This window comes from Cellulophaga sp. L1A9 (assembly GCF_009797025.1).
GTDB lineage: Bacteria > Bacteroidota > Bacteroidia > Flavobacteriales > Flavobacteriaceae > Cellulophaga.
Genome location: NZ_CP047027.1, coordinates 997,826 through 1,021,780, shown reverse-complemented (window position 1 = coordinate 1,021,780; position 23,955 = coordinate 997,826). Strand labels below are relative to the sequence as shown.

Here is a 23,955-nt window from a genome sequence, read left to right as displayed (position 1 = left end):
TACAATTCCCCAAAACCCCCAAACAAATGAAAACTAATAAAAACCTACAGTTTCCTCATAGAGGACAGTACACTCTTTTTTCAAAACTTAACGAAAGTCTTATTAATTTCTTAATAGAAATTAAACAGCCAAAAGCAGATAAACTTCAGTTCTATTGGCGCTAAGTTGTTATTTAATACATTATTAATTACTGATTTTAAGGTATTTAGCTGTAAGATATTAATCTTGAGATAGTCCCCCTTTTATTTAAGATTTAAAGTTTTATAGTTGCTATAAGGATAATTTCCCCTAATTATCTCCGGTAGTTTAATGTCTTTTTTTAGTAAAATATTTAAAACAAATTTTAATTGTTGATGTCTTTCGTTGCCCAAAAATGAAAGCTGTTGATCCCCAAAAACCCCCACAATATGCAATCAAATGTTCTAAAAATTATGATCATTGATAACGACAAACAATTTCATGAAGGTTATCGTTATTTCTTTGAAACCTATACAGATTATAGACTTGCAGGTATTTATACTTCGGTAAATAATGCCCTACAAGAATTTAATACTGTAATGCCCGATATTATTGTATCAGAAGTAGCAATTCCAGACTTAAATGGTATAGATGCGATACATTATTTTAGAAAATTAAAAGCAGATATAAAAGTTATTATGTTAAGTGCTGATAGTGATTTTGAACAAGTTAAAAAAGCATTTAAAAATCAAGCGAATGGCTATTTAACCAAACCCCTTACAAACGCAAGGCTACACCATGCTTTAGATTCTATAAAATTTGAAGGTGCAGCAATGAGCCATGATATTGCTTCAAAATTAATTTCTATGTTTCAAAGTAAAACATACGATTCATTTTCAAAAAGAGAAAATCAGATTATAGAATACTTATGTCAAGGGAGTACCTATAAAATGATTGCTGAAAAATTATTTATTACTGCTAGTGCGGTAAACTTCCATATCCAAAATATTTATGTGAAGCTTAATGTAAATTCTAAATCTGAAGCTTTAGTGAAGCTTAGAGAGCTAGAATTGAAAGAAGCTTGCTAATAAAAACAGTTTAATTTCAGAGTGCTTGCTTTTTTGGGAAACATGCCATTGTTTCCCAGAAAAGCATTTTTTTAAATGAGAGCACGCTTCAATTTGAAGCTATAGCTTATTTAGTATATGCACCAGAAGAGTAGGTTAATTCGTAGCTATGGGTGTAAATTTCAAATACAATCCCAAAAGGATCTTCTACATAGCACATTTTAAAAGGTTTGTCTTCAGGGTAATACTCACGGATAGGCATTCTTTGTTTTCCGCCATGTGCTATAACTTTATCAACTAGGCCTTCAATATCTGGGTCTTGAATACAGAAATGAAATAGACCAGTATTAAAGGGGTTAAATTCAGGAGCTTCTTTTATCCCATGAGGGAAAGAAAATAATTCTACTCCTATCCCATCTGATGTGGCCAAATGGGCAATTTCAAAGGTTTCCCAATCATCACCAAAAACATCTATACACATTTGTCCGATAGCTGTGTCTTTTTCTTTTTTAATGGTTGATGGTTCCATGATGATATACCAGCCCATTACTTCCGTATAAAAGGTTACAGCTTTTTTTATATCAGGAACAGTTATACCAATATGGGAAAATGATTTTGGATATTCTTTTTTAGTTGTCATAGTATTAATTTTGAGTCAAAATTAAATTATATTTGCCTTAATGGCAATAACTTACCAAAAAGGATGATAGTTACCTAAAGGAGTAATTTGCTGAATTTTAGTGACTTAATCAATGTTAAATGAATGCAAATTATTGCCCCTTAGAGTATACCATGAGTTTAATTGGTACAAAATGGAAACCAATTGTATTGTTTCATTTGCTAGAAGGAGCAGAACGATCGGGAATTTTGCAGAAGAAAATTCCTGGAATTTCTAACAAGATGTTTACGCAAACCGTTAGGGAATTGGAAAAAGACGGATTACTTTCAAGGAAAATATATCCTGTTGTACCGCCTAAGGTAGAATATGCTTTAACGGCTCGAGGAAAATCTTTAGAGCTTATTCTGAAAAGTTTAGATCAATGGGGTTTAGACGATAAAAAATAACAGAGCCGAAGCTAAAAAATAAATATAACGGTTTGGTTAGCTGCCTAACCGTTATATGTAAGTTGTAAAAGAACTGTGGTTTAATTGCTTATAGAAACAATGATTTCTTCTTTGACGATTCCCTTTCCGCCAGCCATCAGTCGTGTTATTTTCCCTTTTTCAATATTCAAATCGACAATAATTAAACTAGGCGAAGGAACTTCCATAAAATTCCCTTGTGCAATCCTAAATATTTTTTTGTCTATAGCCATAACATCATGCAAATAGCTCGCTAAAGGCCCAGCAGCCATTCCTGTAGCTGCCTCTTCTGAAATTCCATAGCTGGGTGCGAACATTCTAGTGCTTGCATCACTGTTTAGGTCTGATGCGGTAGGTGTAAACGCATAGTACCCTATAGCCTCTAGTTCTATACTAATTTTTTTAATGAGTCCTAAGTTGGGTTTTAAGTTTTTTAGAAGTTTTGTGGTTTTAATAGGGATAATTATAAATGAATTACCTGTGTTGACTAGCTGAATTGAAGAATTAGGCAATAGATCTGATCTAGTAAGACCTATTGATTTTAATATAGCGGCTTCGTGTTTTTCTAGTGAGCTATATTTTGGAGCTAGTTGTTCCATAAAAGCATTTTCTCCTATTATTTTTATTTTTCGGCTTCCATCAATGGTTTCTTTGGAGGATTGAGTCCCTTGTAGTAAGCCTAGCTGTTTTAGGTAAGAGAAGGTTGCAACGGTTGCATGTCCGCAATGGGCTATTTGTTTTGTGGGGGTAAAAAAGTCTAACTTAAAAGCCTCCGTTTTAGAACTTGATACAAATGCTGTTTCGGAGAGTCCCACTTTTTGAGCTATTTCTAACTTATTTTTTATAGAGAGATGGTCTGCATTTAAAACAACTCCCGCGGGGTTTCCTCCTTTGTTATTGGCCACAAAGGCATTAATGATTTGTACTGTAATTAATTTTGATGGGTCCATTCTTTTGTTTTTTAAGGATATATACTTAATGGACGTATGTAGTTTTAAAAAGACGTAGTTACTCTGAGTTTTTTTCAAAATCTAGCAACTTCCCAGAACTGTCGGCTTCAAGATTCGGGCAATCTAAAATAGTATTTTTAAGTATTTCCCTAGCTTTTTGGACTCTAGATTTTGTTCCTGAATACGATAGCTTCAAGTGTTCTGCTAGTTCTTTCTGACTGTAGTTTTGAAAAGCAGTTAAGAGAATCACTTCTTTGTGTGTCGTAGAAAGTGATGTTATTTTTTGATTGATACAAGCGCTTAGATTTGAATAATCAAAATTATCAAGGTCACTTTCAGGAATGTCAAAATTTTCTAAGCTGATGTTTTTTGATGTTGTTTTACGAAAATGATCAATAATAGTATTCCTGGCAATTTGATAGACCCAACTCGTAAGTTTAGAAGTGTGTTTTAATTGATGAATTTTTGTTTGGACTTTTATAAAAACTTCTTGATGTAGGTCTTTTGTAAGTTCTTCATCTTTTAATTGCGAGAGCATAAATGCAAATAGCTCCTCATTAAGGTCAGCCCAAATTATATGTATTTCATTTTTCAAAATTGCTAACTTATCTTAATGTTATTGGGAATTAAAACGTAGGTATTTTAATTTACTTCATCTAAAGATAGGTAATTGTTTTTGCCTAGTGTCATATAATACACAGGATATAAAAAAGCTAACAAAGAAAGCCCTAATAAAAACTTCAATTCAATATTAAGAAAAGCTTTGCAGGCAAGGAAGATTAATACAGACCCAATTATTAATGGCATTACTAGGCTACCGTATTTAAAACCTGCTAGTTTAAAAGTTTTGGTTTCGTCTTTAGTGAAATTGATTTGCACTTTTTGACTTCTTCGATTATTAATTTTAGCTACAATTTCGTGGGTTCCGGGTTCAAGTTCAAAGGCTAAAGTTTTGCCATTATCCAGAACTCCTTTTTGTACACCATCAATATAGAAGTCTATTTGTCGGGCTTTATTGTTCCATTCAGAAATTCGTTCTACTATTAATTTTGGCATGGTTGTTTTAAAATAAAGATAATATATGGTGGTAAGATAATAGAAAAATGAATAGGTATTGAACTCAAAAAGTATTTATATGCGTTCTGCGTAAACCATATAATATCTAGGAGTAAACTTACGAAGCAAAGGTCTGAAGCCTATTTTATTTACGGGATTCGTAAATTTAATACGGTCTACAATTTTCCAACCTGCTTTTTCCAAAAGCCAATCGAACTGCCAATCTTCAAATTCATGATAATGACGGTCCCATTTATCCGTTTTACTCTGGTAGGCGGGGGAGAACCATAATCGCATGGGAATACTAGCAACCAATTTATCGGCCTTTATCTCTCGTAATACATTGAATGGAGCTATAAGGTGCTCAAATATTTCAAAAGCGGTTACTACTTCTGCATCAGAAGAAACCACAGAGGAAAAGTCGAGATCCAAATCTTCGCCGCCTGTGTTTTTTACCTTAAAACCACGTGCTGTCATGATTTTCGAAAATGGGTTTTCTACACCTAAATCCAGAATAGGCTGCGAAGTGGTCACATGTTTTTTTAAGAAGTTTAAAGTATGCTCAAATCGCTTATTTGGAAACGTGTTTTCGTACATGTAAAAAAAGGCTGTTAGTGTCTGTAAACAATGGCGTTGATATTCATTCCTGCGCCAACACTTGCAAATATAACAACATCTCCTTTTTCAATCGACTGATTTTCTAATTTTCCATGCTTAACCATATCAAACAAGGTTGGAATTGTAGCTACAGAGCTATTTCCATTCTCTCTAATATTCATCGGCATAATACCTTCTGGCATTTGCATTCCGTACGATTTGTAAAAGCGTTTTACGATAGCTTCATCCATTTTTTCATTCGCTTGGTGAATGAATATTTTTTTAACATCGGTAATTGCTACTCCACTGCTATCCAAACAATCTTTCATGGCTTTTGGGACATTGGTTACTGCAAACTCATAGATTTTTCGGCCATGCATCTTTATATAATTTCTTCCAGATGTTTCTTTTTCTGAGTAGGAAGGACCGAAAAATAAATAATGCGATTCATCATATGCATAGGTGGCAGAAGAATGTGTTAAAATTTCCCCGTTTTTATCAGAAGCTTCAATAATTGTAGCTCCAGCGCCATCGGCATAAATCATAGAATCACGATCATAATCATCTACGATTCTAGAAAGCGTTTCTGCACCAATCACTAAGCATTTTTTAGCAATACCACTTTTAATAAATGCATTTGCTTGTATTACGCCTTCAATCCAACCTGGACATCCAAAAAGAAGGTCATACGCAACACATTTTGGGTTTTTTATTTTTAAATGATGCTTAACACGTGTCGCTAAACTTGGTAGGGTATCTCCTTGAGAGGTACCGTGTTTTACATCGCCAAAATTATGCGCGAATATGATATAATCTAAGGTTTCTTTATCTATTCCAGCATCGGCAATTGCCTTTTCTGCTGCTAAGAAAGCAATGTCAGAAGTATTCAAATCTTCTGTGACATAGCGCCGTTCTTCAATACCCGTAATGGCTTTGAATTTTTCTATTATTACTTCGTTGGAATGCGCAAAAGCGGTTCCATCAGTATTTAAAAATGTATGGTTGTTAAAGCTGCTATTAGCTGTTAAAACAGGAGGTATATATGATCCTGTTCCAGTAATTCCGATTTTCATTTTTTGGTATTCTTTAAATCTGCACGAAGTTACAAAAAATACCAAGGGTTGCTATGCATGCATAATAAAATTAATGATGTTCAAAGTAGTTTTTATTTTACGATACAGAAATAAAAAAAGCCTCTTCGTGATTTGGAAGAGGCTTAAGGTGTTGATTTTATTGGGGTTTCTAAGCTTCTATATAAGCTTCAATAGGAGCACAAGTGCAAATTAAATTACGATCTCCATATGCGTCATCAACCCGTCTAACCGTTGGCCAGAATTTGTTGTCAGATACAAACTCCAATGGGAAAGCTGCTTTCTCTCTACTGTATGGAAAATCCCATACATCTGCAGTAACCATTTTTAAAGTATGTGGTGCATTTTTAAGTACGTTATCTGTGTTACCTGCTGTAGCTTCATTGATTTCTTTTCTTATCGAAATCATGGCATTACAAAAACGATCTAATTCTGCTAAGCCTTCACTTTCTGTTGGTTCAATCATCACTGTTCCTGCAACAGGAAATGAAACCGTAGGGGCGTGAAAGCCATAATCCATTAAACGCTTTGCGATATCAGTTACTTCAATTCCATTTTCTTTAAAGGGTCTACAATCCAAAATCATTTCGTGTGCAGCTCTACCTTTTTCTCCAGTGTATAAAACTTCGTAATTTCCACTTAGGCTATGTTTGATATAGTTTGCATTTAAGATAGCAATTTCTGTAGCGTGTCTTAATCCTTGCTCTCCAAGCATTTTTATATAACCATAGGAGATTAAGCAAACCAAAGAACTACCCCAAGGAGCCGCAGAAATAGCACTAATAGCTTTTTCTCCGCCTGTTTTAATTACGGGGTTTCCTGGTAAAAAAGGAACCAATTGTTCTGCAACACAAATGGGGCCAACTCCTGGTCCGCCACCACCATGTGGAATTGCAAATGTTTTGTGTAAATTTAAATGGCAAACATCTGCACCGATTGTAGCAGGATTGGTTAATCCTACTTGGGCATTCATGTTGGCGCCATCCATATATACTTGTCCACCGTTGTCATGAATCAGTTTCGTAATGTGTTTTATTGATGATTCAAAAACACCATGTGTAGAAGGGTAAGTCACCATTAAGGCTGCAAGATTGTCAGCATGTTTTGCTACTTTTTCTTCTAAATCGGCAACATCAATATTTCCTTTTTCATCTGTTTTAGTAACGACTACTTTCATTCCGGCCATTACAGCAGAAGCAGGATTTGTACCGTGAGCAGAAGCAGGAATCAAACAAATATTTCTATGCGCTTCATTGCGTGATTTATGGTAGGCACGAATCACCATTAACCCAGCATATTCTCCTTGTGCACCAGAATTTGGTTGTAATGAAGTACCTGCAAAACCAGTGATCACATTCAAATCGGCTTCCAATGCTTTTAACATTGTTTGGTAGCCTTCTGCTTGTTCAATAGGAACAAATGGGTGTATATTTCCCCATTGTGATGAGCTTAGCGGAAGCATTTCAGAAGCAGCATTTAATTTCATGGTACAAGACCCTAATGAAATCATAGAATGATTTAAGGATAAATCTTTGCGCTCTAATTTTTTTATATAACGCATCATTTCAGTTTCTGAATGATACAAATTGAAAACTTCATTTTCTAGGAAAGGAGAAGTTCTTCGAGAAGCAGGAGCTATTGCGGAAACAGCTTTTAATGCATCAATTACAACAACATCTTTACCTAAAGCTTCTGCAAATATTGCAACAACCTTTTGAAGGTCTTCTAGGGAAGTAGCTTCATTTAAAGCAATAGAAATTGTTTGGTCATCGCTGTATAAAAAGTTGACTTCATTTTGCTCTGCAATTGGTTTCACCAAGCTTGCATCGGCCTTAACTGTAATGGTATCAAAATAGGAAGTATTCGTTTGGTATAGCCCTAACTGCTCCAAAGCATCGGCTAGTGTTGCAGCAGAAGCGTGTACTTGCTTTGCAATATACTTGATCCCTTTGGGACCATGATATACTGCGTACATTCCTGCCATAACCGCTAGTAAAACTTGTGCCGTACAAATATTAGAAGTCGCTTTATCGCGTTTAATATGCTGCTCTCTAGTTTGTAAGGCCATACGTAAGGCAGGGTTGCCATCCGTATCTTTGGTAAGACCAATAATACGACCAGGGATACTTCTTTTATAGGCATCTTTTGTGGCAAAGAATGCAGCATGCGGTCCGCCGTATCCTAATGGGATACCAAAGCGTTGTGTAGTACCTACAACAACATCAGCACCAAATTCTCCTGGAGGTGTTAACAATGCTAAGCTTAAAATATCTGCAGCAACGGCAACTTTTATGTCTTGTTCTTTTGCTTTAGCGATAAAGCTAGCATAATCATTTACTTGTCCATGTTTGCCAGGGTATTGTAAAATAGCACCATAGAAATCGGCACCAAATTCAAAGGTTTCATGGTTACCAACTACCAATTCTATATCCAAAGGAATAGCCCTTGTTTTTAAAAGGGATAGTGTTTGTGGTAATATTTCTTCGGAAACAAAGAACTTAACAACATTGCTTTTTTTCTGTTCTCTACTTCGTACTTCATACAACATGGTCATTGCTTCGGCAGCGGCAGTACTTTCGTCTAAAAGTGATGCGTTTGCGAGTTCCATTCCAGTCAAATCACAAATCATGGTCTGGAAATTTAGCAATGCCTCTAATCTACCTTGAGCAATTTCAGCTTGGTAAGGGGTGTATGCCGTATACCATCCTGGATTCTCAAGAATATTTCTTTTAATCACCGAAGGCGTTAAGCTTTCGTGATATCCTAATCCAATATAGGTGGTAAATACCTTGTTTTTTTCAGAGAGGTGTTGAATGTGCTCTAAAAACTTATGTTCACTCATTGGTGCTTCAAGAGCAAGTGGCGTTTTCAAACGAATATCATTCGGAATGGTCTCGTAAATTAATTGTTCTAGGTTCTCAACACCAACCGTTTTAAACATGTGTTGAAGGTCCTCTTCTCTTATGCCGATATGGCGCGATGCAAACACGTCTGTTTTCATTAATTATGCAGTTTTTCTTAGAATTAGTCACACAAAAATAACGATAAATTTGCTCAAAAGAGTTAATTTGGGAGCTAGCGTGATTAAAGTTTTTAACTAAAAAGGGAGGTTATAAACAGTTTGTTTATTTTTGTTCAATGAAGTTAGCAAAGCGACTTTTCGATTTTTACTTAGATGCTAGTATTCATGTTGCTTTTGCGGTGCTTGCTCTTATGGAAGTTACGGCTATATTGTTAAACATTACAATAGACGGCCACTTGAAATTTTTTGTTTTCTTTGGCACCTTAACGGCTTATAATTTTGTAAAGTATGGGGTAGAGGCAGATAAATATATTTTGGTCGCTAACCGATACCATAAAAACATTCAATTTGTCAGCTTAATTGCATTGGTAATAGCGAGCTATAGTGCTTTTTATTTAAATATAAATGAGTGGTATTTAATGCTGGGCTTACTTTTTTTAACAGGCCTGTATGCTGTTCCTTTCTTACCCCGTACAAAAAATTTAAGAAATTTAGCGGGACTCAAAATATTTATTGTCGCATTAGTTTGGGCAGGTATTACAGTCGTGTTGCCTAGTTTTGAAAAAACAACGGTTATTCCTTGGGATGTGGCCATTGAAACCATACAGCGTATTTTGCTGGTTTTGGTATTGCTTGTGCCTTTTGAAATTAGAGATTTAAAATACGATGATGCGACTCTAAAAACATTGCCACAACGCTTTGGAGTGCATAAAACCTTGGTGTTTGGTGGTTTTTCTGCTATAATTCTTTACGGCCTTACTTTCTTAAAAGAAGACCTGACTCCACTAGATGCCATTGCAAAAGGGATTCTTTTTTTAATATTAGGACACATTATGTTGTATACTAAAAAAGAGGAAAGCAAATATTATGCTTCTTTTTGGGTAGAAGCAATTCCTATTTTCTGGTGGATTTCTATCCTCTTAGTGGAAATAGGGATTTAAAGACTATTCTTTAAACTATTCCTCATTTTCTCTTTTTCTGATTCAGTTAAATTATTAAGCTTCGCTTTATCACATAAAGACGTAAGCTGTGCATTTTTTTTAGAGTGTACTGAACAGACTTTACAGATAAGAATATGAAATTTAAGCTTTACTTTTTCAGCAAAAGTAGCTTCTTCATATTGGGCTTTATCACAAATAAGTGCAGCTTTTTCGCAGGAAATCATATATTAAACCAATTTTGATTAAGGCAATCCATCAAGGCCGTTCTCGACCTATGTATCATTACCCAAAGATTTGACGGATTAATTTCTAATTCATTACAAATATCTTCAGTACTTATTCCTTGAATTGTTTTCATTTTAAAAACTAGACCCTGTTTTTTTGGTAGTTTGCTGATGCAGTCATGAATTGCAGAACCCAATTCTTCATTTTCAATACCGTCATTTTCTAAAATACTATACGGATCTGCCACTTGTTCTTCTAGCCAATCGCCATCACTATCAATACTAGAGTTATAGGTCATTCGTACTTCGGCTTTGCCTTTGTTCGAATTAATTTTTCTATAATGATCAATAACTTTTCGTTTAAGAATAGAGATGAGCCAAGTGCGCTCAGCAGCTTCTCCCTTAAAATTTTTAGCAGACTTTAATCCCGCTAAAAAAGTTTCTTGAACAATGTCTTTGGCTATTTCGGCGTCACTAACACGAATTACTGCATAGTTAAACAGGTAATCTGCGTATTGATCTATCCATGTATCTGGATGCAATGAATGTGAAGTCATATACTTTTTTAGAGTTATCAAAGTTACCTAAATTTTTTAAGAATAAATTATTGTATTTTTATCTTTAGAAATAAAAATTATGAAGTATTCCGTTTTTCTATTTTTTTTAGCGTTTATCAATTTCGGTTGTTCGCAAATAAAATCAAAATCTATCACAGAAGTTTCACAAAATGAACTTAAAAACATCACTTTATTAGATGTGAGAACGCCAGAAGAGTTTAATGCAGGTCATCTTGATGAAGCTCTAAATATTAATTGGTTTGATGCCGATTTTCAGCAACAAATAGAGCAGCATGTAGTTAAGGATAAAACTATTTATGTGTACTGTAAAATGGGTGGTCGTAGTGCCAAGGCAGCAGATAAATTAAGTGCCTTAGGATATACGGTTGTGAACCTAGAGGGAGGTTATGATACCTATAAACAATCTCAAAATTAATTAGATTAAATCTTTCAAGGCACTTTGTATAGTGCTAAATTGAAATGTAAACCCTGCATTTGTTAGTTTAGTAGGGATGACATTTCTACTTTTTAAAATAAGTTCGGTTTCTGTTTTAATAAGGCGTGCGCCAAATTCTAGCAGGAATTTAGGAAGCGGAATCCCAAAAGGAATTTTTAATTCTTTTCGGATGGTTTTCATTAAAAATGAATTGGTAATTGGTTCAGGAGCAGCACTATTGATAGGACCTTGGAGTCTTGTATTTTCCATAATAAAGTTGATGCTCTCTAGAAAATCGTTGATGTGAATCCAACTAAATTGCTGGTTTCCATCTCCTTGTTTTCCGCCAAAGCCCATTTTCGCTAGTTTTAGAATAGGCACTAAAGCCCCACCATTGTTGGCTAAAACAATAGAAGTACGCAGTGCTACTTTCCTTGTGTTTGGGGTAGTACTAGCATAAAATACTTCCTCCCAAGCTTTAGCAACAGCTACAGAAAATCCTGTGCCAATTTCTCCGGTGGCCTCTGTCATTTGTTGGTTTAGCGCGTGCCTATAGATGGTAGCCGTAGAAGCGTTGATCCACACTTTTGGTGCGTGTTTACTTTTAGAAATTACTTCACCCAATATTTTGGTTGCGTCTACACGAGAATCCATAATTAGTTTTTTATTTTCTGGGGTATACCTACAATCTACAGAGCGCCCTACCATATTGATGAGCACATCGCAAGATGTCAATTCTTCTTGCCAAGTACCAAGGGTTTTGCCATCCCAAGTTACATAGCGAAATCCATTTTTGGTTTCTGTAGCACCTCGTGTTAGTATGACAATATCAGTAAATTTTGAAGTAAAATAGGCGGCAATCGCTTTTCCTAGAAAACCAGAACCGCCAGCAATAATCAATTTTTTCATAAGAATAATTATTTGGTACAGGTGATGATATAATAGCCAAAACTGCGCATATGTAGCCCAGAAAGCATGGCGTAAAAAGAACCTTTTAGATTATGGAAGCTTTCTTTTTTTAAGCGATTATTCTGAAATAAGCTTTTTAATGTAAATCCAATAATAGCAAAAGGCACATGAAGTACAGAAGGGGCAACTCTAAAGGAAGCATCTTCTACTTCTACTTTAGAAAATCCTTGATTTTTTAATTCTTGTACAACGGTAGCTATTGTTCCCAGTCTTTCTAGACTCCAATGGTTGCAAAGTTTTTGGTAGGCATATTTACCTCCATGGCATAGCTCCTCTTCATTAATCTTTAAAAAGGCATCTGCAATTACAAGCTTTCCATTTGGTTTTAATATACGGTACGCTTCTTTAAAAGATTGGCTGCTGTGTCCAGAATGGCAGAAGCTTTCAATCGCGGTTGCAGCATTAAAATAATTAGACTGGAAAGAGGTTTGGTTGTAATTTTCTTTTAGAATAACTCCCTTTGCTTTTTTTAGTAAGCTGTTTCCTTTTTCGACCTGAAAATTGGATAGCGTAACACCAAAAGCAGTTAGTTTTGGGTGCCTTTTTAAGGCATACCGCATTGTACCACCCATACCACAACCTAAATCTGCAAGTGTGTTTTTTGAATTAGAAAGGTCTAATTTTTTAATGACCTGATTATTCATCTCATTGAGCATGGAATCTCTTTTAAAGGGGTTGGTTTTAAAAGGAACAAAATAGCCAAAATGCATGTTATAATCAGTACTCCAAAATTTATAATCAGCAGTTGCACCATTGTAAAAACGGATCATTTCCATGCTGTTTTGTGTAGTCTCAGGGGCTGTAATTTCTGTTATATTTAGTAGTGTAGTTTTCATAGATGTGCTTTTAAAGGTTAAAAAATTGAATACAGTTTATGACCAACAGCCACGTAAATACAACAGCAAAAAGTGTGAAGAGACTGTTCATAAAATACCCGCCAATTCTAAAGAGTGTTTTTTTAGGAATTTCATACATGGGGTAGTAGGCAATTTGTGTCGCTACTTTTCCAATCCAATAGGCGGCAATTAATCCCGTAATGGCAATAGCTAGTTTGCTTCCGTTTTGTAATTCTTTGGTTAATAAAATAGCAATTAACCCAAAAGAAAAATTAAGTCCTTGAATATACCTGCCATAGGTTTTAGCAATTTCTTGGTTTAACGGCTTTAATTGTTTTACATCCGTATACCAATCAAATACTTTATGGCGTATGTAAGGATAAATTAATGCTGTAAATATTTGACCTAAGCCTCCGATAATAATGAGCCAAGTTGGAACGTGATACTTCATAATTTATGTATTTAGAACTTTCAGAAAATATTGAAAGTATGGTTTAAATTTTTTTAGTTATGGTTTTTAATGCCTTCCTCGTTTTCAGGTTTGTTTAAAAGAAACATTTCATTTTTTAGCGTTTTTGTGATGTATACAAAGTAGCCAGCCAATGCCATAGGAATAACAGCTAAATAGATCCAAACTAAAAGTTCGTCAGGATTTAAATTGCTGTTGGAGAAGATAAGGAGTAGGATGAGGTAAGGAATTACATAAGACCAATAGGTGCGAATGGAGGTCTGAATTACACCGTTTTTATTCATTTGATAGGTTATGTACAAGGCTATAATTACCTGTATAATCCCTAAAATAAATTGAGCTATTAATCCTCCGAAGATGGTAATGTATAGTAGGACTGTTATGGTAAAACTCCACGTATTTATGGTATGTAATATTTTCATAAGCTATGCCTTTAGAATTTTCAGAAAATACTGAAAGTGTATTTTAAATTTTTTTTAAGTGAAGAATTTGAAAACGGATTTTGTCAACCAGTTTTGATTTTGATTCACTAATTTGTTCAACATACTATCTGCTGTATCAGCCAAATCATGTAATGCTTTGGTTTGTTTAATTAACTCTCTAGTTTTAGCTGTACCATCATCTTTAATAGTAGAAACTTCTTTAAGTGTTTTTATAACAGGTTGAATTTCTCTACGGCTCCGTTCTTTTGCAATTACACGCGCTAATTCTTGCACATCTTTCTCCGTAGAAAAATATTCTTTACGCTCCCCAGGAACTAATTCTTTAGTGACAATTCCCCAATCTATCAACTGGCGTACATTCATACTCGTATTGCCTCTAGAAATTTGAAGCTCTTCCATGATCTCTTCTGTAGATAATGGTTTTGTAGAAATAAAAAGCAAGGCTTGTATCTGCGCCATGGCCTTATTAATTCCCCAAAGCGTACCAAGGCTACCCCAAGTACTTATAAATTTATCCTTTGCTTCTTTATAGTCCATGAAGTAAAGGTAATTAATATTTTTAAACTTTCAATAATTTGTGAAAGTTTATTTTATACTCCGTTTTATTATAGTACTTTTAATTAAATTACATCGTTAGTTATGTAGCAAGCAATGATATCCCTAAAAACAGGATCTTTTATAAACAATGAAAGCAGTATGTTTGTTTCAAGGCAATTTTAGGAATTAGGCACTATGATAAACTATATATTACTTTCCATTTGTATGATAAGTACAGCAGTACCTACGCAAAAAGTATATGAGCCTGTAGCTAAGGAAATTTTAGAGGGTTGGCTTGCAGAAGCCCAAGAGGCTAATGAAATGGATGCTTCACAATTAAAAAAGTTAGAAGCAGAACATGAAGCTGTTTTGGCAACAGCCGAGAGTACCAATAGCGTTTTTGATTATGGCCATATTCATATGATTGTGTTACAACCTGGTTTGGCATCGGCAAGTGAAAAAGAACTTTCGGGTGCAGGTTAGAAAATCGTTGATGAAGCATAGAAAGCGTATAGAAATGCGATTTGTATTTGTGATTGCCACGGGCGCGCAAATATGGTGTTAGGTCTTTTATACAATGAAAAGGGTACGTATTACATCTCTGAACCTTATTTAGAAAAAGGCTTGGAATTAGAAGAAGATGCTGAAGATTGGATGAGTGCTGCAAATCAATAGGTGTTAGCAGGTGCTTATACTTATACTACCACAGAAGAAAAGCACTTAGAGGTGTATCCGCTATTTGAAAAATAGGCTAAAACGGTTGCGAAAGACGCGGATTATTATTAAAAAATGGCAGGTTTGTTTGTAAGCTATTATGAAAAACTAAAATAAAAAAAACTTAAGATGAATTTATTTAAGAAGACACTTTTTGTGTGTAGTATTTTTGCAGGAGTAACGTCATGTAATTTTAATAAATCGGTCCGTAAAGATTTTGTAACAGGAATTACCAGCCAAGGAGATGGCCTCTCTGCGGAACAAATCTATGTTTCGGTCAATAATGAGAAAGTGAGTGATAATGAATTCTATTACGGACAGAATATCTATACCAATTTTGAAAATATGGATGGATTTGTTGTGGAAAATAATACCTACCACCCGCAAATGGAAGTGGTATTAGTATCAAAAGCAGGGGATACCATTATGTATGAAGCTAATTTATTCCAACAAAATCCAGGTTTTGATGCATCTATGAAAACGCTAACAGGCAATATGATACTTGCCCGACCTATTTATTCTGGAGAAGATTATACTTTAAAGTATACGATTACAGATGAAAAAGGAGAAGGTACTTTTAGTTCTAGTCTAAAATTTGATATTATTCCTGATCCCGCTTTAAAAGTATCTAAAAAAGGCTTAGATTTTAAAGAAGGGTATGTACTCTCTTTAACTAAAAATGCTGTAATAACAGATGGGAAAATAGGTTTTGAAGAAGTTATCTTGATGGATTTTCAAGATGTTTCAGGGTACACCAAAGTTAACGGATTGGTGGAGCTAGGCTTAAAGATTAAAGTTACAGATGCGGATGGTACTATAATTCTTAATATGGAAGATGTGTATGGAGAAAAGTATACTAGTGAAGCCGAGATTAAAAGAGGTATAGGTGCGCAATTAGAATTGAATAATGGCGTACTGAAAAACCCTATTAATTTTCAGGTTACTATTTGGGATAAAAATAGTGATGCAAGTTTAGATGCAGAAATAAAACTGACTGTAGAGTAGGGCGGGTTTTATTGCAACTAACCGCTGAGGTCCTTGTCATAATGCTTGTCACTTCGAGTGAATTATTTTGGAACGTTAGCGGAGAAGTAATTAGTATCGAGAAGTTTTTTGTGCTTCAGAAAGTTCTCGATACAAGGCTTGCTCCGTTTCACTTCTCAATCGCCACTCGAACTGACATCGGTGTTGTTAATGAAAATGGATATCACTTCGAGTGAATTATTTCGGAGCGTTAGCGGAGAAGTAATTAGTATCGAGAAGTTTTTTGTGTTTTAAAAAGTTCTCGATACAACGCTTGCTCCGTTTCACTTCTCAATCGCCACTCGAACTGACATCGGTGTTGTTAATGAAAATGGATGTCACTTCGAGTGAATTATTTTGAAGCGTTGGCGGAAGAATAATTAGTATCGGGAAGTTTTCTGTGCTTCAAGAAGTTCTCGATACAACGCTTGTTCCGTTTCACTTCTCAATCGCCACTCTAACTGACATCGGTGTTGTCTATGAAAATGCTAGTCACTTCGAGTGAATTATTTCGGAGCGTTGGCGGAGAAGTAATTAGTATCGAGAAGTCTTCTGTGCTTCAAGAAGTTCTCGATACAACGCTTGTTCCGTTGCACTATTCAATCGCCACTCGAACTGACACTGCAGTGTTGTCTATGAAAATGCTAGTCACTTCGAGTGAATTATTTTGGAGCGTTAGCGGAGAAGTAATTAGTATCGAGAAGTCTTCTGTGTTTCAGAAAGTTCTCGATACAACGCTTGCTCCGTTTCACTTCTCAATCGCCACTCGAACTGACACTGCAGTGTTGTCTATGAAAATGCTTGTCACTTCGAGTGAATTATTTTGGAGCGTTAGTGGGAGAATAATTAGTATCAAGAAGTTTTCTGTGCTTCAAGAAGTTCTCGATAGAACGCTTGTTCCGTTTCTTCTCAATCGCCACTCGAACTGACATCGGTGTTGTTAATGAAAATGGATGTCACTTCGAGTGAATTATTTCGAAGCGTTGGCGGAGAAGTAATTAGTATCGAGAAGTCTTCTGTGTTTCAGAAAGTTCTCGATACAACGCTTGCTCCGTTTCACTACACAATCGCCACTCGAACTGACATCGGTGTTGTCTATGAAAATGCTAGTCACTTCGAGTGAATTATTTCGGAGCGTTAGCGGAGAAGTAATTAGTATCGAGAAGTTTTTTGTGCTTCAGAAAGTTCTCGATACAACGCTTGTTCCGTTTCACTTCTCAATCGCCACTCGAACTGACACTGCAGTGTTGTCTATGAAAATGCTAGTCACTTCGAGTGAATTATTTTGAAGCGTTAGCGGAGAAGTAATTAGTATCGAGAAGTTTTCTGTGCTTTAAAAAGTTCTCGCTACTCGAACGGACTATATCACTACAGCACACAATCCTTAAAAATAGTCTCTAATTCTTGCTCAGGATCTTCTGTTAAACCAGAGTGAGTAATAGAACTTTGGATGATGGTACTTCGGGAGGCAGTTAACCAACGGAACCGATCTGTGATATCCAATTTCCCAATAGCGCCACCAGTAGCTTCGCCTTTACACACCAAATCCCAGCCTTTTAAATACGCATTTAAAGCCTCAAAATCTTTTTCGCACACAAAACTGCCTAATTTTTTATGGTCTATATGGTATTTCATCTTTAAGAACTTTTTAGGCCTAGAGAATACAATGACGCCTACATTAAAAAATTCTTCGCGCTCTACTTTGGGCACGATGCGTATAATAGCATACTCATACTTCGCTCTATCTTGCATCTTCAGCTTCTTTAACTAGTGAATCTATAAGGGCAAGTTTAGCTTTAAAATATTCTAAATACGCCGCTCGCATTTCGGTAGGAGTAAGGTCATCACTCTCGCTTTCTAACCATTCTTCCGGAATTAGCGAAATAATCTCCTGTAGCTTTTCATCTGTAAAGGCTTTTGTTATGAGTACTGCCGCTTCTTTTAATTCCGTGGCACGGTCTAGCAGTACGTGGTCTTTTATGAGCGGAAATGTGCGTGTAAGATGATTTTTATAGGTATTCCAATTATGGTGAAAATAAAAACTAGCACCATTATCAATAACCCATAATTCATTATTCCAATCTAAAAGATTAGGGTTTTTTGCGGTACGGTCAATATTGCTCATCAGGCTATCTAGCAAAACTACTTTAGAAGCCGTTAATCCATCTACTTTAGAAACTAAAGGATCAAAAGTAATGGCGCTAGATAAAAAATGAAGCCCTAGATTAAGACCTACACTAAATTTTAAGAGGTCTTGAATCTCTTCATCCGGTTCGGTTTTACTAAAGGTATCGTCTAGATGCATAAATACCAATTCTGGCATTTTTAACCCAAGGGTACGGGCAAGTTCGCCGCCCATGAGTTCTGCAATTAAGGCTTTTTTACCTTGGCCAGCACCTCTAAATTTAAGTACATAGAGGAAACCATCGTCTGCTTTCACAATAGCAGGCATAGAGCCGCCTTCGCGTAGTGGCTTTATGTACTGCACCACATTTACCGTCCGAATATCAATCTTATTCATAGGAGCGAAGATAAAAAAAGTTCCTGCAGGTTATGAGGTTGTGTTTGTTTATTCTGGGACAATTTCAACAACTCCGGTAATGCTACACACTTCTTTAATCGTATTATAAATGGTGCCATGCTTTTCAATATTTTTTTTGAGCAAGCTTAGATTTAGATGTTCTTCGTTGCTGTGAATTTTTAACACATATTGAATCTCATCCATGCGAGGCGGTTTCTCTAATCGCGTAGCCTCAATGGTTATTTCTGCGGTTGTATAGGTAAACCCCATAAGTAATGAAAAACGTTCTACATTTTTTAGCATACAGGCAGATAGTGATCCTAAAAATAACTCGGCAGGATTGGGTAAGGTGGTTGCGGTAGCTGCTGTAATACCAAAAGCTACTGTAGACTGCTTAATTTTTATAGTGGCACCTTGTCTAGAAATAGAAGTGGCTGCGCTAGAATAGTTCATGATTATTTTTTAGTATGAATTTACGCATTTTTCAGAGTATTCTTCAGAATTTAGGATTGCTTATAGTTGTTTGGTATTTATTCCCAGTAGTATTTGAATTTTAACTCTTTATAATTGGGATGTTCTTTTTTAGAGATGACAATCATACCGTAAAAAGCAGTAGCTTCTCCAACCCGTGGACAAGGCTGTTTGGGTTTATCCCAATTTATTTCTACCAAGTTGTGTGTTAATTTAATAGCTATTTGGCTAGGTCTAGCGCCAAAACAACCACCTCCTACATTAAATAAAAAGACGGCATTATGGTTGTAAAATTGCTCTTCTTGCTTGTTTTCCTTACTTAAACCAATTTTTACGGCCTCTTTGTAGCTGTCAATCAGTTTACCTCTATATTCTCTTCCTATGGGATAATGAATTTCTTTAAAGGGCAAATTTATGGCACTTTCTTGTGCCTTCAATGAAGTGCTAGTTATGAATAGGAGCAATAAAATTAAATTTACGGGTATGTTTTTTTGAAAGAGATATAGCGTGTAATTCACTTGGTATTTTGTTAGTTAACGTTTGCCCAGATTGATAATTGTGGTGAAGAGATTTTTTTTTGATTCTAAGCTAAAACCAAAATCAGAAGTTTTTCTTTCTCATTAAATCAGATAGCGCGCTCCGTTTAGTGACTATATCAGCTACAATGATTGTTAGCACTCCTAATAGTAATCAATAACTATCTGCTGATATTTTAATGTTATCGAAGTTTTCATTTTTCAAATCATCTTCATGTATAAAAAAGTATATTCTTCCCCAATCGCCCCAACTCATTTCAAGATTGTTATCAGAATCAAATTGAAACAACAATTTCCATTTCAAAGCCTTTTGTATTTGTTCAAGGCTCAAATTATCAAGCTCTTTAACTTCAGTATCAATAAAATTCAATTCGTGAAATTCGTCTTGAATTCCGTTATAATTCCCTAATAAATGATGATTAGATGTTGTTTCAGATTCATCAGTATCATTCTCGAAAAAACCTTCTTCAAAAGCGTTAATAGGTGAAATATTTGTTTTTGCCTCTTTTTGAATTAATGCTACCTGAAGAGAATCCCAAGACGGGAAATTATACTCTTTATAAATGTTAACTTCACTTTCTTTTAGTATCCGTTTTTTTGGTTTCCCAGTTAGTAGCTTTTTTAAGAAAGACGTTTTCTGTTCTTTAAATTCATGGGGAGGAATAGCTCTTTCTAATTCTTTTACTTCTCTAGAAAAAATTACTTTACCATCATCACCTGAATCTAAATTGAAGAAAAAGTACAATAGTCCTTCTTTTGGTAGCGCATTTAATTCATCAAGTTCCTTAATTTCATTACAATTTATTTGACCTAGAAAAGAAAGAGGCGTATTAGAATATTTACTTCTGGGCCAGTTTTTGTTTTTTGGTAAATCGGGACTACCTCCTAATTTAGTTTTGCCTAAATCGCTACATAAATTCCCAGTTGTCTTCAACCGAATTGAAGCTTGAATTTCTTTTAATAATAATTCCTTATAGGGATAAACTACATACTTTTCAATTACCTCAATTAATTTTTTAGGGTCTTTCATTTTTTGTTGTGTATACTTTTTATACTAGATAGAAACAGAAAAACAGGAGCTAATAGAATCCATTCAATAGTGTAAATGATATTTAGTTTTTGATACGTATGATAATAATCAAATTCTGGTAGTATTAACTTTACTAGCAGCATACAAATTGCCAGTACAGTAAATCCAAGATATTTATTGGTATCGCTTTTAAAGGAAGGCCTCATCAGTATAGAAAAGCCAAGTAAGAAGCCAATGATGATGATACCACTAAAAACGGTCAGAATAATTTCCATTAATTTTTGTGTTATACGGATGGTAATTAGGTGTAGGATAAACCTTGTTATGAACCTTAAAAGTAAGCAAATTCAGGTTAGCACCAAGTTCATTTTACATATAGTGAACTGTTATAATCTATATATAAAGGCGATTATTCGTATAAATAATGCTATTATGTTCTATATTAGCACTTGTATTTGTTGCTTAAATACGATATTAGGAAGTGCTCATTGTTCCTCTAAGCCTATGCTTTTATACTTTCATAAAGAGAAAATATTGGGGGTACTATATTTTTTACACTTTCTAAACTATTGATAATCAGGATTCAAAAATTCTGATGAAAATAAATAAATAACAATTTTAAAATTAATTATGACGAACAATTTTAGTATTAAACAATCTACCCTTTTAAAAGGTATTATGCTATCGGTTATAATAACCATTACATCAAGTTGCGTAAAAGAAGAGGAACCTAGTACCGTTTCTACGGCAGATGTATCTATAGCAACACTTGTATCAAAAGTAAATTCTGAAACGTACAAGGCACATAATTTTAATGACGGACAGTTAGACCCTTTCACAGAGGATCAAGGATTTACAGGTGCCGATATTTATGGGGAAGGTATGAGTTTTCAAAAAGATTTTACTGGAGGAAAAAGGCTTAAACTCGTTTGGAAAGAATCTGAATATGACGGCAGTCGCAGGGAACGTGGCCATGAAATTAAATTAGGGGTAAATAATAATGACGAGATTTACACTGGATTTTATCTTTTTATTCCCTCTGGGCAAAACAATAATTTGCTTAACAAAAACACGATTATTTGGCAGTTGTATAATTGGAATACGGCTGGGTGTAGTAATTGGACAGCGCATCTTGAACTACAAGGTAACGCGCTATATCTTAGCTACCGTAATGCTTGTGTGAGCCCAACGGTAGTTAAAATTCTGGATACTATAGAAACGGATAAAGAATTGACATTTCAAATTAGAGCAGTACTTTCAGGAACTAATCACGGAACCCTTGCAGTGCTAATGGATGGCGAAATTATAGCAGATCTGAAAAATATTAATCTTGGTTTCGGCAGCTTTGATGCAAATGACAATGCAGAAACTTCTGTTGCTGGAGTAAAAATGGGTATGTATTGTTTTGATACGGCTAATTATTCACCAGATGAAACACGAATTTTATATCTTGATAATGTAAGTTCATCAGCCCGTAGTGGTTCTGTTGCAAACAGTTTAGATAAGGTAGACCCTAGAAAGTAGTAGGTAACAAATAGTTCTAGTTCATGATGATTAGCATATAGCATAGCGCTATTGTTCTTATGCAATAGCGCTATGCTTTTTTATTTCTAGGACTGCTTCTTAAAATATGCCAGAGCAAAATTCATATGCGAGTCTTTATGATCAAGATGATCGCTATAGCTTTGAGTTATTTTAATATCGGGTATAATACCATCACCAAATTTTTCACCAGGTAGTTGGGTTACATCTTGCTCCAAATTTATAATTGAAAAACTTAAACGGAGTTTACACTTGATGGTTGTCTCCAGCGCTTGTTTTGGCAACTATCTTATGTATGCAGCATGGTTTTGGTTTCAATTAAAATTCTGTAAAGTTTTCTGACTTAATTGAGTTCCAATCTTCTTTTACAATACTAAAATAAACATCATTCCTACTTTCTCCGTTGGGAGCGATGTAGTTATTTCTAAAAATACCCTCTTTTTGCGCTCCAAGTTTTAGAATTGCTCTTTGCGATCTTAAATTTTCTTCGTCTGCGCTAAATTGAATTCTTCTAAACCCAATGTTTTCAAATCCGAATTTCAATAATTCATATTTACACGCTTTGTTTAGTCCGGTTCCTTGAAATTCTGTTCCGTACCAAGTCCATCCAATTTCACACTTTTTACTCCCTTTGTTTATATATCCAAACCGGGTACTTCCTGCAACTCGGCCACTTTGCTTATCAATGATCAGGAAAGGGTAACAAATTCCGTTTGCTTTGTCCTTAGCCGTATCTGCTAAATAGCGGTCAAATTCCTCTTCATTTTTCATAGTCATTCCCATAAATTTCCAGATGTTCTCTTCGAATATTATTTCCTTTAACTCTTGGTTTCTTAGATCGTCCAGTGGGAGCAAGAGAACGCGGGCATTTTCTAGTTGAATCTTTGTATTTAATAGCTCAGTGTTCATTTACTTTTTGAATATTTTGCGATACCTAAAAATAAGGATTATGTTTTTAGGGGTGTAGCCGTTAGGGGTACTTTATGAGGTGGTTTTACCTCAGTTCTTTGTTCCAAGGCATTATTTATATTCACCATCTGTGTACTTTAGTACGTTATATTTTAATTCGCTATTTTTTTGATAGGTACATTCATTATTTTCATTAGTGTAATATGTTTCTGTACTAATTTTATTTTTAGCGAGTATGTCAAAGTAACCATTGCTTTGGCTAGTTTTCATAATTAAAATTATGTGTTTATCTACATAATCTGTTGAACAATTAAACTGCACATCTTCTGGATCCCATTGCCCATCGGTTTCTTCAACTATATAATTGCTTAATACCTTTTTTAAAGTATTAGGGTTTCTAACATATAATGATAATGTAGTTTTATATGGATTAGGTTTCATACTACCCACGTATTCAAGCCTGACACCAAATGCTCTGGTATTTTCGGTCAATAGATAAGGAGCTGTATCAATTTTTATTTTTTGAAGTTCTTCTGAGTCTATATGCCAACCATTCTCTTTGTAGTCTTCAAAATATTTTTGAATAATTTTTCCAGTTTTATTATTCACAATAATTATATAAGAATTTACAGTATAAGAGGATATACTAATTTCTTCTACCCGCTCTGCAATTACTATAATTGTTTCATCCTTATTCCTTGGATTTTCTTTAGCTTGAGTTAATTTAATCGTATGGGTATCTATTCCTAACTCTCTGATAGTTTTACCTATTAAACTATTATCTTCTTGTGAATAAAAACAATGTGAATTAATTAAAATAATTAAGAATATAATTTTTTTCATATTAGTATGCTTTGTGCCGGCTTATATAAGAAATGTAGGGCAGGAGCTAAGCACTGTCGTTCTTGTTTATTACTCAGCTAACAGTACATATTTTGCTTTTATGTTTAGTAGACTTAGTAAGTAAATATAA

The 23,955-nt window shown here is 34.8% G+C and carries 29 protein-coding genes; 8 read left to right on the top strand and 21 right to left on the bottom strand.

Features of this window, described 5'->3' with window-relative positions:
- Positions 1-26 precede the first annotated feature (26 nt).
- The gene (locus tag GQR94_RS04405) at positions 27-164 is read left to right on the top strand and encodes a hypothetical protein (protein ID WP_158974340.1); all 138 of its coding nucleotides are present in this window, start codon (positions 27-29) and stop codon (positions 162-164) included.
- A 243-nt stretch (positions 165-407) separates the two neighbouring features.
- Positions 408-1,046: a response regulator transcription factor gene (locus tag GQR94_RS04400; protein WP_158974339.1), complete on the top strand. Its 639-nt coding sequence runs from the start codon at positions 408-410 to the stop codon at positions 1,044-1,046.
- Between the two features lie 106 nt (positions 1,047-1,152).
- Here GQR94_RS04400 and GQR94_RS04395 read toward each other — a convergent pair whose 3' ends face one another.
- Positions 1,153-1,665 (bottom strand): VOC family protein, encoded by a 513-nt coding sequence (locus GQR94_RS04395; protein ID WP_158974338.1) that lies wholly within the window; start codon positions 1,663-1,665, stop codon positions 1,153-1,155.
- A 119-nt stretch (positions 1,666-1,784) separates the two neighbouring features.
- Here GQR94_RS04395 and GQR94_RS04390 point away from each other — a divergent pair, with 119 nt between their 5' ends.
- Positions 1,785-2,090 carry a helix-turn-helix domain-containing protein gene (locus GQR94_RS04390; protein WP_158974337.1) on the top strand — a complete coding sequence of 102 codons (306 nt, stop codon included), beginning with the start codon at positions 1,785-1,787 and terminating at the stop codon, positions 2,088-2,090.
- Positions 2,091-2,170: 80 nt separating this feature from the next.
- On the opposite strand, the gene GQR94_RS04385 is transcribed toward GQR94_RS04390, so the two are convergent.
- The 6 genes from GQR94_RS04385 to gcvP form a co-directional block, all read right to left on the bottom strand.
- Positions 2,171-3,058, bottom strand: coding sequence for a PhzF family phenazine biosynthesis protein (locus GQR94_RS04385; RefSeq protein ID WP_158974336.1), 888 nt, complete (start codon positions 3,056-3,058; stop codon positions 2,171-2,173).
- Positions 3,059-3,116: 58 nt separating this feature from the next.
- Positions 3,117-3,653, bottom strand: a complete 537-nt coding sequence (locus tag GQR94_RS04380; protein WP_158974335.1) for a sigma-70 family RNA polymerase sigma factor — start codon at positions 3,651-3,653, stop codon at positions 3,117-3,119.
- Between the two features lie 47 nt (positions 3,654-3,700).
- Positions 3,701-4,114: a hypothetical protein gene (locus GQR94_RS04375; RefSeq protein WP_158974334.1), complete on the bottom strand. Its 414-nt coding sequence runs from the start codon at positions 4,112-4,114 to the stop codon at positions 3,701-3,703.
- 75 nt (positions 4,115-4,189) lie between these two features.
- Positions 4,190-4,711, bottom strand: a complete 522-nt coding sequence (locus tag GQR94_RS04370) for a methyltransferase (RefSeq protein ID WP_158974333.1) — start codon at positions 4,709-4,711, stop codon at positions 4,190-4,192.
- 14 nt (positions 4,712-4,725) lie between these two features.
- A complete protein-coding gene (locus GQR94_RS04365; protein ID WP_158974332.1) occupies positions 4,726-5,784 on the bottom strand; it encodes a 3-oxoacyl-ACP synthase III family protein in 1,059 nt (352 codons plus the stop codon).
- 169 nt (positions 5,785-5,953) lie between these two features.
- Complete coding sequence (gene gcvP / locus GQR94_RS04360) at positions 5,954-8,803, bottom strand: aminomethyl-transferring glycine dehydrogenase (RefSeq protein ID WP_158974331.1); 2,850 nt, start codon at positions 8,801-8,803, stop codon at positions 5,954-5,956.
- Between the two features lie 137 nt (positions 8,804-8,940).
- Between gcvP and GQR94_RS04355 the strand changes: the two genes are divergently transcribed.
- Positions 8,941-9,765, top strand: a complete 825-nt coding sequence (locus GQR94_RS04355) for a hypothetical protein (RefSeq protein ID WP_158974330.1) — start codon at positions 8,941-8,943, stop codon at positions 9,763-9,765.
- On the opposite strand, the gene GQR94_RS04350 is transcribed toward GQR94_RS04355, so the two are convergent.
- Positions 9,762-9,989 carry a hypothetical protein gene (locus GQR94_RS04350; RefSeq protein WP_158974329.1) on the bottom strand — a complete coding sequence of 76 codons (228 nt, stop codon included), beginning with the start codon at positions 9,987-9,989 and terminating at the stop codon, positions 9,762-9,764. The genes GQR94_RS04355 and GQR94_RS04350 overlap by 4 nt on opposite strands.
- Positions 9,986-10,546: a sigma-70 family RNA polymerase sigma factor gene (locus GQR94_RS04345; protein ID WP_158974328.1), complete on the bottom strand. Its 561-nt coding sequence runs from the start codon at positions 10,544-10,546 to the stop codon at positions 9,986-9,988. The genes GQR94_RS04350 and GQR94_RS04345 overlap by 4 nt, the downstream gene beginning before the upstream one ends.
- A gap of 79 nt (positions 10,547-10,625) precedes the next feature.
- On the opposite strand from GQR94_RS04345, the gene GQR94_RS04340 reads away from it, so the two are divergent.
- Entirely contained in the window at positions 10,626-10,982 is a 357-nt protein-coding gene (locus GQR94_RS04340) for a rhodanese-like domain-containing protein (RefSeq protein ID WP_158974327.1), read from the top strand.
- Here GQR94_RS04340 and GQR94_RS04335 read toward each other — a convergent pair whose 3' ends face one another.
- Genes GQR94_RS04335 through GQR94_RS04315 form a run of 5 tightly spaced genes read right to left on the bottom strand, consistent with a single transcriptional unit; the run spans position 10,983 to position 14,236 of the window.
- Positions 10,983-11,891, bottom strand: coding sequence for a TIGR01777 family oxidoreductase (locus GQR94_RS04335; protein ID WP_158974326.1), 909 nt, complete (start codon positions 11,889-11,891; stop codon positions 10,983-10,985).
- A gap of 8 nt (positions 11,892-11,899) precedes the next feature.
- Complete coding sequence (locus GQR94_RS04330; protein ID WP_158974325.1) at positions 11,900-12,787, bottom strand: cyclopropane-fatty-acyl-phospholipid synthase family protein; 888 nt, start codon at positions 12,785-12,787, stop codon at positions 11,900-11,902.
- 10 nt (positions 12,788-12,797) lie between these two features.
- On the bottom strand, positions 12,798-13,238 hold the full coding sequence (locus GQR94_RS04325; protein WP_158974324.1) for a hypothetical protein: 441 nt from the start codon (positions 13,236-13,238) through the stop codon (positions 12,798-12,800).
- A gap of 53 nt (positions 13,239-13,291) precedes the next feature.
- Complete coding sequence (locus GQR94_RS04320) at positions 13,292-13,678, bottom strand: hypothetical protein (protein WP_158974323.1); 387 nt, start codon at positions 13,676-13,678, stop codon at positions 13,292-13,294.
- A gap of 54 nt (positions 13,679-13,732) precedes the next feature.
- A complete protein-coding gene (locus GQR94_RS04315) occupies positions 13,733-14,236 on the bottom strand; it encodes a GbsR/MarR family transcriptional regulator (RefSeq protein ID WP_158974322.1) in 504 nt (167 codons plus the stop codon).
- Between the two features lie 225 nt (positions 14,237-14,461).
- Here GQR94_RS04315 and GQR94_RS04310 point away from each other — a divergent pair, with 225 nt between their 5' ends.
- Positions 14,462-14,719 (top strand): hypothetical protein, encoded by a 258-nt coding sequence (locus GQR94_RS04310; protein WP_158974321.1) that lies wholly within the window; start codon positions 14,462-14,464, stop codon positions 14,717-14,719.
- A gap of 360 nt (positions 14,720-15,079) precedes the next feature.
- On the top strand, positions 15,080-15,955 hold the full coding sequence (locus tag GQR94_RS04305; protein ID WP_158974320.1) for a hypothetical protein: 876 nt from the start codon (positions 15,080-15,082) through the stop codon (positions 15,953-15,955).
- A 1,386-nt stretch (positions 15,956-17,341) separates the two neighbouring features.
- On the opposite strand, the gene GQR94_RS04300 is transcribed toward GQR94_RS04305, so the two are convergent.
- From GQR94_RS04300 to GQR94_RS04280, 5 genes are all read right to left on the bottom strand, one after another.
- Complete coding sequence (locus GQR94_RS04300) at positions 17,342-17,725, bottom strand: DUF3037 domain-containing protein (protein ID WP_158974319.1); 384 nt, start codon at positions 17,723-17,725, stop codon at positions 17,342-17,344.
- Positions 17,715-18,494: a HipA family kinase gene (locus GQR94_RS04295; protein ID WP_158974318.1), complete on the bottom strand. Its 780-nt coding sequence runs from the start codon at positions 18,492-18,494 to the stop codon at positions 17,715-17,717. The genes GQR94_RS04300 and GQR94_RS04295 overlap by 11 nt, the downstream gene beginning before the upstream one ends.
- 48 nt (positions 18,495-18,542) lie before the next feature.
- Positions 18,543-18,947, bottom strand: a complete 405-nt coding sequence (locus GQR94_RS04290; protein ID WP_158974317.1) for an OsmC family protein — start codon at positions 18,945-18,947, stop codon at positions 18,543-18,545.
- A gap of 77 nt (positions 18,948-19,024) precedes the next feature.
- Positions 19,025-19,402: a hypothetical protein gene (locus GQR94_RS04285; RefSeq protein ID WP_158974316.1), complete on the bottom strand. Its 378-nt coding sequence runs from the start codon at positions 19,400-19,402 to the stop codon at positions 19,025-19,027.
- 253 nt (positions 19,403-19,655) lie between these two features.
- Positions 19,656-20,531, bottom strand: coding sequence for a YwqG family protein (locus GQR94_RS04280; protein WP_158974315.1), 876 nt, complete (start codon positions 20,529-20,531; stop codon positions 19,656-19,658).
- 630 nt (positions 20,532-21,161) lie between these two features.
- Here GQR94_RS04280 and GQR94_RS04275 point away from each other — a divergent pair.
- A complete protein-coding gene (locus GQR94_RS04275; RefSeq protein WP_158974314.1) occupies positions 21,162-22,055 on the top strand; it encodes a hypothetical protein in 894 nt (297 codons plus the stop codon).
- Positions 22,056-22,391: 336 nt separating this feature from the next.
- Here the strand turns inward: GQR94_RS04275 and GQR94_RS04270 are convergent, their stop codons facing one another.
- The gene (locus GQR94_RS04270) at positions 22,392-22,982 is read right to left on the bottom strand and encodes a GNAT family N-acetyltransferase (protein ID WP_158974313.1); all 591 of its coding nucleotides are present in this window, start codon (positions 22,980-22,982) and stop codon (positions 22,392-22,394) included.
- Between the two features lie 111 nt (positions 22,983-23,093).
- Entirely contained in the window at positions 23,094-23,825 is a 732-nt protein-coding gene (locus GQR94_RS04265; RefSeq protein WP_158974312.1) for a hypothetical protein, read from the bottom strand.
- Positions 23,826-23,955 lie beyond the last annotated feature (130 nt).